The sequence below is a fragment of the Psittacicella melopsittaci genome (assembly GCF_003585925.1).
Classification (GTDB): domain Bacteria; phylum Pseudomonadota; class Gammaproteobacteria; order Enterobacterales; family Psittacicellaceae; genus Psittacicella; species Psittacicella melopsittaci.
In genome coordinates this window covers 1-9,109 of record NZ_NRJH01000077.1, presented here as the reverse complement: position 1 = coordinate 9,109, position 9,109 = coordinate 1, and the positions used below count along the sequence as shown (strand labels likewise).

Below are 9,109 nucleotides of genomic sequence, written 5' to 3'. Positions count from 1 at the left end.
AAAAAAACGGCTTTCCTGTGATATCTAATAAAAAAATTAGATATAATAAAAAAATAAGTCAAATAAGGAAGCCGTTATGGATAATATAACATACTCCCCGCAATTTCCGCAACAAAACTCAGAAAAATTAAAAACTCTAAAATCAAAACCTAAGTTCACTCATGTGACGGTGAAGATTATTTGGTTGTGTAACAAGATTTTTAATGAGTATGTTGACAGTGGTAAAAAGATAAACTACTCAGAACTGGCGAGAAAGGCAACAATAGACCTTGCTCCAGTATATGAGCATGAAGAAAAACAGTTATCTTCGTTTAGTACTTTCCGTCGTATTTTCTCTAAGTTACATAAAGTCGGTTTTGACGATACTGTAACCTTACTAGAGTTAGGTAAATCAAATAAGGGTCGTAATGTAAAAGTGTTAGAGCTAACTCTTTTTAGAGACTTTCTCAAGTCAGACTCTCACTTTATCTTGAACAAATACTACGGTAATAGCGAGTATGTTAAATCCTTAGGCATGAGCTTAAATACTATCTACTTTTGGTGTCGTACTTTTAAAGACGAGTGCAGAAGAGATATTATTAAGCACTGTAGTTCTCTTAGATTGAATGGCTCTCCATATAGCTTCCAAAATAAAAAACTCTTTGCAGCAATCATCGATGAGATCAAGGATTGCGTAAGAAGAGACGGCTTTTTTAAACCGAAAAGCAAATAGTCTAAACACGACAATTATGTTGCTGGCGATAAAAAGAGATGCCCTGTTAAAGCAGGTAAAAATGACCAACAAGCATTCGAAAGAGAAGTGTTAGAACCTATCAAAAATACTATAGAAACGGGTAGCAAAAATAATAGCAATATTATCTTACTATCTGTTGATACGGTAGTTGGTAAGGAGCATAAAGGGCGTATATTATCTACAAGATTTGTCCTAGAGAGATGTAGTTACTTTAGATATATAAACACTCAATGCAGTAGAAATAGCATTAGTGCACAAATACAAGCTGCCTTAACGTATGTAATACTGCCTTTTACTGGATATCTATCCTGATAAAACCACTGCGATAAAAGTCGAAAGAGGTAGAGAGTTCTATGGGCTCGAAAGACTTAAATCCTTAGAAATTAACTATAAAATCTACTATAGTAATCCAAGTAGCCAAATTCATAACTGCTAGGTTGAAAGGATTAACAACGAACTACTTCTTTGGGCATAGTTGAAGGAAGTGACTTGGTAAATTTCCCCTACCCAGAGTACATATCTTCTTTAAGCCACCTTATAAACGAATTATATATTTCTAGTATAGGGAAGACTGGTATGCTGCTTATTGCGAGTAATACAATGTAAACTCGTTAAAAGAGCTCTTACATTAGAGACTTCATTCTAGCCTCTATATTGCCAAATAAATACGTTTAAAGAGAGGTTAGAGTACGCGTAGCTAACATCTTGAAAAAGGTATTCTAGCTCCGTATTATACATTGAGAACCTAATTCCATTAGAATCATTACAGGAAATATACAATACTGTTAAATATGTCGAATTATCGAATTTAATAGTGTTACGTTCGAAAAATTCATAACGGGATTTAGGATAGGGGGGGGGACGGAGTACTAATACTGTCTTAATTCCTTCTCTAGAGATAAATTTTTAATGAGTTAAGTTGATCAATAAATATTAGATACCGTAATAAAAAATATTCTCTATTTTAAGGAAAGTGAATATAATATTTAGGTGAGAATTTTCTTTAAGACAAAAAATATAGTGAGTTTCTATGAGTAAAGCATGGATCAAGCAACTTAAAACGCGTGTCAAAAAAATCAAACCGTTGTTTCATGTGCTTGTAACGGCACCAACGCTAGTATCGACAGTTTATTTTGGTGTTATAACTTCAGATGTATATGTTTCAGAATCAACATTTGTAGTTAGATCTGCAAATAGCCAATCAACGTTAAATACTATGGGGGGGTTACTTTCAAGTGTTGGGGTTGGTAAGTCAGTAGATGACGTCTATAACGTGCAAACATTTATATCTTCACGTGCAGCATTAAATATTCTAGAAAAGAATTTAAATGTAAAAGATTTTTATAGTGATTATGGAGATTGGTTTAATCGTTTTAATACCTTTGGTTTAAATAATTCTAATGAATCTTTTTATCAATATTTTCGTGATAAAGTTAATATGTACATAGACTCTGTTTCAGGTATAGCTACTTTGAGAGTAGAGTCATTCTTACCTGAACAAGGGTATCTTATCAACAGTCAATTAATCAAAATTGCTGAAGATCGTGTAAACGAATTAAATCAACGTGCACGTAGAGATGCAATAAAATTTGCACAAGAAAACGTAAATAGGGCGAGAGACTATTCTATTCAGACTGCAAAAGAATTAATGGATTTTCGTATACAAAATGGGTTATTTGATGTTAATAGTCAAACTAAATCTTTATTAACAGCAATTGAAACCTTACAAACGCAAGTTATAAATATTCAAGCACAGATTATTCAGTTAAAAGAATCTGCACCTGAAAGTGCACAAATTGCTTCATTAGAAAGTAGAAAAACAGCACTCGAAGCTGAAATTGCAGAACAAATGCAAAAAATTGTTGGTAGTGACGCTTCACTTGTTGTAAAAAGTGTTGAGTTTCAGCGTCTTAACCTAGAGAATACAATTGCTTTACAACAATTAACTAGTTCTATTACATCGCTACAAGCAGCACAGGATGAAGCTAGCCGTAAGCAATTATATCTAGAGGTAATCTCTCCTGCTAGTAAGCCAGATTTAGCTGAATTACCAAACCGTTTCTATAATATTTTAGCAACCTTGATTATAGGTCTACTGCTATATGGTTTAACAAGCCTAATTCTTGCAAGTATAAGAGAACATAAAAACTAATGTATGTCATACGTAAATAAAACTACTTTATGGGAAAGCTGTGTTATTCAAGGAAGGGTATTAAAAGCTCTAATCTTACGTGAGATAATTACACGATATGACCGTAAAAACATAGGGTTTATGTGGCTTTTTGTAGAACCCTTAATTATGACACTATTAATAGCTGTTTTATGGGGTGAACTCAGAGCATATAATTTCTCTAACTTGAATATTATTGCCTTTACCATAACAGGGTATCCATTGATGATGATGTGGCGAAACACTGCAAACAGATCTGTAGGAGCAATTGACGCTAATATTAGCTTGCTTTATCACAGAAATGTGCGAGTATTAGATACAATTTTAGCACGTATGATCTTGGAGATCTCTGGGGCTACAATTGCTCAAATTGTTATAATGACAACTTTTGTGTTTCTAGACATTATCCCGAAACCAGATGATATTTTTTATATGCTAATGGCTTGGGGTAGCATGAGTTTATTTGCAGTAGGATTAGGATTAGTAGTAACTGCTATTGCAAATAAATTTGAAGCTTTTGGGAAAATTTGGAGTACTTTAAGCTTTATCCTTATGCCTTTGTCTGGTGTATTTTTCTTTTTAAATAATATTCCAGGTGAATACAGATCCTATTTATCTTGGTTGCCTATGATTCATGGAACAGAAATGTTTAGACATGGTTATTTTGGTGATCATGTTACAACTTTAGAAGATCCATTTTATCTATTATTTTGTAACCTTGTTTTATTAACTTTAGGATTTGCTCTAATAAGATTAATTAGTCGTAACGTAAATCCATAATAAAGCAACTAAATTAAATAATAAGCCCCTCAAAGTAAGAGGGGCTTATTATTTGCAATAAATAGCATATTAAAATAATTATCCACAAAATTTATGCAGTGATATAGACGATTTTTCTTTGCTATAACTTAAAGTTTTTTTAGGAATATGCGTGATAAGCATAGAACTCATATAAACAGAAAAAATAAACTGATTAGTTTATACATTAGGAATTATTTACCTATAAATATAGTAAGCAAGAGATAGCTATTAAATTAGAAAAGAAGTGTGTTAGCATGGCTAGACTTTATTAAATATATTACCCGAAATAAAAGAACAAGCTTTATTAGTATATACAAAATGAAGTAAAGACTAGCATGTAGAATTATAGCTACAATTGGCTATATTATTTAAACATGAATGAACTTATACTTAAAATATTAATAGTCTAGTAAAACTTAGTAAGGCAGATTAAATAATATACTAATTCACTGCTTCTTCTTGCTTAATTATATAAAATAAGATCTAATCAGTACCTAGATGAAGATAAAAGATTAGTAATCCTTAAAAATAGCTCTACACCGTATAAAAAGCAAAGTAGGAAGAATAAAACCTACCTATACTATTTGATCGAACATTAGAGCAGCTAAAATTAAGTACAAAGATAATCAAAAACTACAAAAGATTTCTCTTACTATAATTACACATGTAGATTAAACCTAACAACAAGAAGATAGGTAATTATAGGTAATGAGTTAAATTCCCCACCAAAGCACATACAATCTAAAATAGAGTATCTTGTTAAAGTTCTTAAACAAGTACTTTATATCGTAAAGTCTATTAAAACATTAACTAAAAACTCAAGTCAAATACACCCAACAATACTAAATGAATTTGTGCGTTGATATTTGTAATTATATTTCTTATTTTTAAATCGATATTGATCTCTTCATGAAAAATGAATTAGCGCAGTATTTACCTTTGTTAAACATCTCTAAATGATAATGATCTCTTCTCCAATAGGTATAAATACTTAAAGAAAGTATAAAGATTGATCTAATGAAGATAAGATTCCGTTAAATAGCAAAATTCTAGCGAAGACAACTTTAAAACCTATAGCTGATTGAAGTGACAGCATTAATACTAATAGCATAGATACATTAAATTTAGGCAAACTTATTAAAAGTACCAAGCCTAACAAAGTAGCTATTTATGTGCATTACTAAGACACTGATTCTTGATAAAAAGAAAAAGTTTAGCTTCTATTAAACTTTATTTGAAAAATTTTTGCTAAATTTTTTTCGTTAACCCCCCATAAGACATAGCAGGTTTTGCGTGTTTTGATTCTGTAGAATTACTCGATTCTATCGGGGTTAGAGGCTTAAATCGGCTTTTTTGAGGTAATACCTAAAATATAGAAGATTTTGCAATTTTTAGTTAAAAAACACTTAAAAATCAATAGGTGAAGGTTGGTAAAAGGTTGGCGAAATCTTTCAAAAATAATTGAGCATAAAAATCAACAAGTTAGAAGACAGAAAAAGATTCGTAAAACTATTGACTTTTGCAATAATGCTTAAGTTATTTCACATTGTTATTTGCTGTCTATCTTCAATCTTGATGCCAAGAACTTTAAATACAATTCTAGAATGAAAGATTTGAACATAAAAATAAGAATCTAATATCGAGAAGTTTAAAGTTCTTACTCATCCTTTTCTAAATTCTTGACCAAATTTTTTTCAAAATTTTTACTAAATTTTTTTCGTTAACCCCCCCATAAGACCTAGCAGGTTTTGCATGTTTTGAATCTGCAGAATTCCCCGATTCTATCGGGCTTAGAGGCTTAAAATCGGATTTTTTGAGGTAGTACCTAAAATATAGAAGATTTTGCAATTTTTAGTTAAAAAACACTTAATAATCAATAGGTAAAGGTTGGTGAAAGGTAGGTGAAATTTTTCAAAAATAATTAAGCGTAAAAATCAACAAATTAGAAAACGGAAAAAGATTCGTAAAACTATTGACTTTGCTCTAATTCTTATCTATTTCACATTTTTATTTGAAATCTATCTTCAAACTTGAGCAGAGAAGTTTAAATACAATTCCAGTATGTATGGATTTGAAACAAAAATACCAAAGAAGATTCAAAACTTTAAGCTTCTTACCAATCTTCTTCTAAATTATTATCCAAACTTTTTTAAAATTGTTACCAATTTTTTTTCGTTAACCCCCCATAAGACCTAGCAGGTTTTGCATGTTTTGAATCTGCAGAATTCCTCGAATCTATCGGGCTTAGAGGCTTAAAATCGGCTTTTTTGAGGTAGTACCTAAAATATAGAAGATTTTGCAATTTTTAGTTAAAAAACACTTAATAATCAATAGGTAAAGGTTGGTGAAAGGTTAGTAAAACTTTTCAAAAATAATTGAGCATAAAAATCAACAAGTTAGTAAATGGAAAAAGATTCGTCAAACTATTGACTTTTGCATTAATGCTTAAGTTATTTCACATTTTCTATTTGCAGGTTATCTTCGATCTTGATGCCAAGAACTTTAAATACAATTCTAGACCGAAAGGATTTGAATCGTTAAATAAGAATACAGTTTCGATAAGTTTAAAGTTATTAACCAAATTTTTTAAATTCTTGCCTAAACTTTTTTCAAAATTCTTACTAAATTTTTTTCGTTAACCCCCATAAGACATAGCAGGTTTTGCGTGTTTTGAATCTGCAGAATTCCCCGACTCTATCGAGCTTAGAAGCTTAAAATCGGCTTTTATGAGGTAGTACCTAAAATATAGAAGATTTTGCAATTTTTAGTTAAAAAACACTTAATAATCAATAGGTAAAGGTTGATGAAAGGTTGGTGAAATTTCTCAAAAATAATTGAGCATAAAAATCAACAAGTTAGAAAATGGAAAAGGATTCATAAAACTATTGACTTTTACATTAATGCATAAGTTATTCCACATTTTTTATTTGCTGTCTATCTTCAATCTTGATGCCAAGAACTTTAAATACAATTCTAGAATGAAAGATTTGAACATAAAAATAAGAATCTAATATCGAGAAGTTTAAAGTTCTTACTCATCTTTTTCTAAATTCTTGACCAAACTTTTTTCAAAATTTTTACCAAATTTTTTTGGTTAACCCCCCATAAGACTTAGCAGGTTTTGCATGTTTTGAATCTGCAGAATTCCACGAATCTATCGGGCTTAGAGGCTTAAAATCGGCTTTTATGAGGTAGTACCTAAAATATAGAAGATTTTGCAATTTTTAGTTATAAAACACTTAAAAATCAAGAGGTAAAGGTTGGTGAAATTTTTCAAAAATAATTGAGATTAAAAATCAACAAGTTAGAAAACAGAAAAGGATTCATAAAACTATTGACTTTTGCTTAAATGCTTATGCTACTCCATATTTTTATTTGCAATCTATCTTCAAACTTGATGCCAAAAGCTTTAAATAAGTTTCCTGCAAAGACATGACATTACAAGTAAATCTATGAAAGGTTAATAACTTTAAATAATTAACCTACATTTCCTAGATAGAAAATAGCATTATAAGAATAGCCTTGAAATATCAGAGTACAAATGAATTACCATAACTTTTGATACGATTCCAAGCAAGAAATTAACCTTACAAGAAATTAACCTACAGTAAATTAACCTACAGTAAATTGACCTTACTATAAATTGCCTTACGATAAATGCGTTGAAACATAAACGTACAAAGAAATTTCAATAACTTTAAATACATTTACTAGCAATGATCGACCTTACAAGAAATGCATAGAAACATACGCATACAAAGAAATTTCAATAACTGTAAATACGTTGACTAACAGAGGATTGACCTTACAAGAATAGTTTTGAAACATGAAGGGGACAAAGAAATTTAGATAAGTTTAAAGTTCTTACCCAACTTTTTCTAAATTCTTCACCAAATTTTTTTTCAAAATTTTTACAAAATTTTTTCGTTAACTGCCTTGGCAAATAGAAAGTTTTGCGTGTTTTGTATCTGCAGAATTCTTCGATTCTATCGGGCTTAGAGGCTAAAAATCGGCTTTTTTGAGGTGGTACCTAAAATATAGAAGATTTTGCAATTTTTAGTTAAAAAACACTTAATAATCAATAGGTAAAGGTTGGTGAAAGGTTAATGAAATTTTTCAAAAATAATTGAGTTTAAAAATCAATAAGTTAAGAGAATGAATTAACCATGCAATGCTATTGATTATTTTGCGGTTTTATGGTAAAGCGTACTTTGTATATAAATGCAATCGTTCACAAGCAAATGGTATTCTCTATGGTGTGATGTTAAGGTCGATAAAGGTAGCTGAGGTAGTTTATATGTTTAAGGTTTATTGAGAGATATTTTTGTGTTTTGGTTGGAATGTTTATGTGGGGCAATTGTTAGTTATGTAAAATCAAATAATGAGCTTTCTATTTTGTTATAATCTAGTATGTAAAATATTTTTAATAGAACTTATACAAGGTTTTCTTACCTCTCCTAAAACGTTTATATTGTTGAACGTTAAATAGCATATATTTATGCATTTTAGTTGCACTTATTAAATTTGAATGTATATTTATTACAGTTTTCCTTGCCTAGGATAAATCTTAAGGTGAATTATTTAAAATAATATGTCTGATCAAAGTACATTAGAGAATAAAGTCATAGAAACTATAGATAAGGTTCCTATGCTTAAAGTGACCCATGTTAGTAAAGGGTATCAAACGAGAACTGGATGGAAAAAGGTTTTAAAGGATGTTAATTTCACCTTAAAAAAAGGTGAAAAAATAGGAATTCTCGGAAGAAACGGTACAGGTAAGTCTACACTTATACGACTTCTTTCAGGAGTAGAAGCACCTACAACTGGAGAAATTGAACAAACTATGAGTGTTTCCTGGCCACTTGCTTTCAGTGGAGCTTTTCAAGGAAGTTTAACTGGAATGGATAATTTGAGATTCATTTGCCGTATTTATGGTAAAGATATCGAATATGTAAAAAACTTTACTGAGGAGTTTGCAGAATTAGGCGAATACCTCTATGAGCCTGTAAAAAAGTACTCATCAGGTATGAAAGCAAGACTTGCTTTTGCTCTTTCTTTATCTATTGAATTCGACTGTTATTTAATTGACGAAGTTATTGCCGTAGGTGACTCAAACTTTTCCAAGAAGTGTAAATATGAGCTTTTTGAGAAAAGGAAAGATAGGTCACTGATTCTTGTATCACATAGCCCTTCAGCTATTAAGCAATACTGTGATAATGCCTTAGTACTTCATGAAGGGGAGTTACTCGCATTTGAAAATATAGACTCAGCATATGAGTTTTATAATGCAGTAATGGCTGGAAAGAAATAATTAATTTAAAGAGTTATATATGCTTTTTAGGTATATATAACTCTATTTTTTTGCTTTGTATTATAAGATTTAGTTAAAAATTTAGTATTATCCA

General features: G+C 30.3%; 4 protein-coding genes. All 4 read left to right on the top strand.

Features of this window, described 5'->3' with window-relative positions:
• Positions 1–76 precede the first annotated feature (76 nt).
• The 4 genes from CJP74_RS07700 (at position 77) to CJP74_RS07685 (ending at position 9,015) form a co-directional block, all read left to right on the top strand.
• Positions 77–712, top strand: a complete 636-nt coding sequence (locus CJP74_RS07700; protein ID WP_119497917.1) for a hypothetical protein — start codon at positions 77–79, stop codon at positions 710–712.
• Between the two features lie 1,051 nt (positions 713–1,763).
• Positions 1,764–2,885 (top strand): capsule biosynthesis protein, encoded by a 1,122-nt coding sequence (locus CJP74_RS07695; RefSeq protein ID WP_119497915.1) that lies wholly within the window; start codon positions 1,764–1,766, stop codon positions 2,883–2,885.
• Positions 2,886–2,888: 3 nt separating this feature from the next.
• A complete protein-coding gene (locus tag CJP74_RS07690; protein WP_119497913.1) occupies positions 2,889–3,683 on the top strand; it encodes an ABC transporter permease in 795 nt (264 codons plus the stop codon).
• Between the two features lie 4,669 nt (positions 3,684–8,352).
• Positions 8,353–9,015, top strand: a complete 663-nt coding sequence (locus tag CJP74_RS07685; protein ID WP_119497919.1) for an ABC transporter ATP-binding protein — start codon at positions 8,353–8,355, stop codon at positions 9,013–9,015.
• Positions 9,016–9,109: the final 94 nt, after the last annotated feature.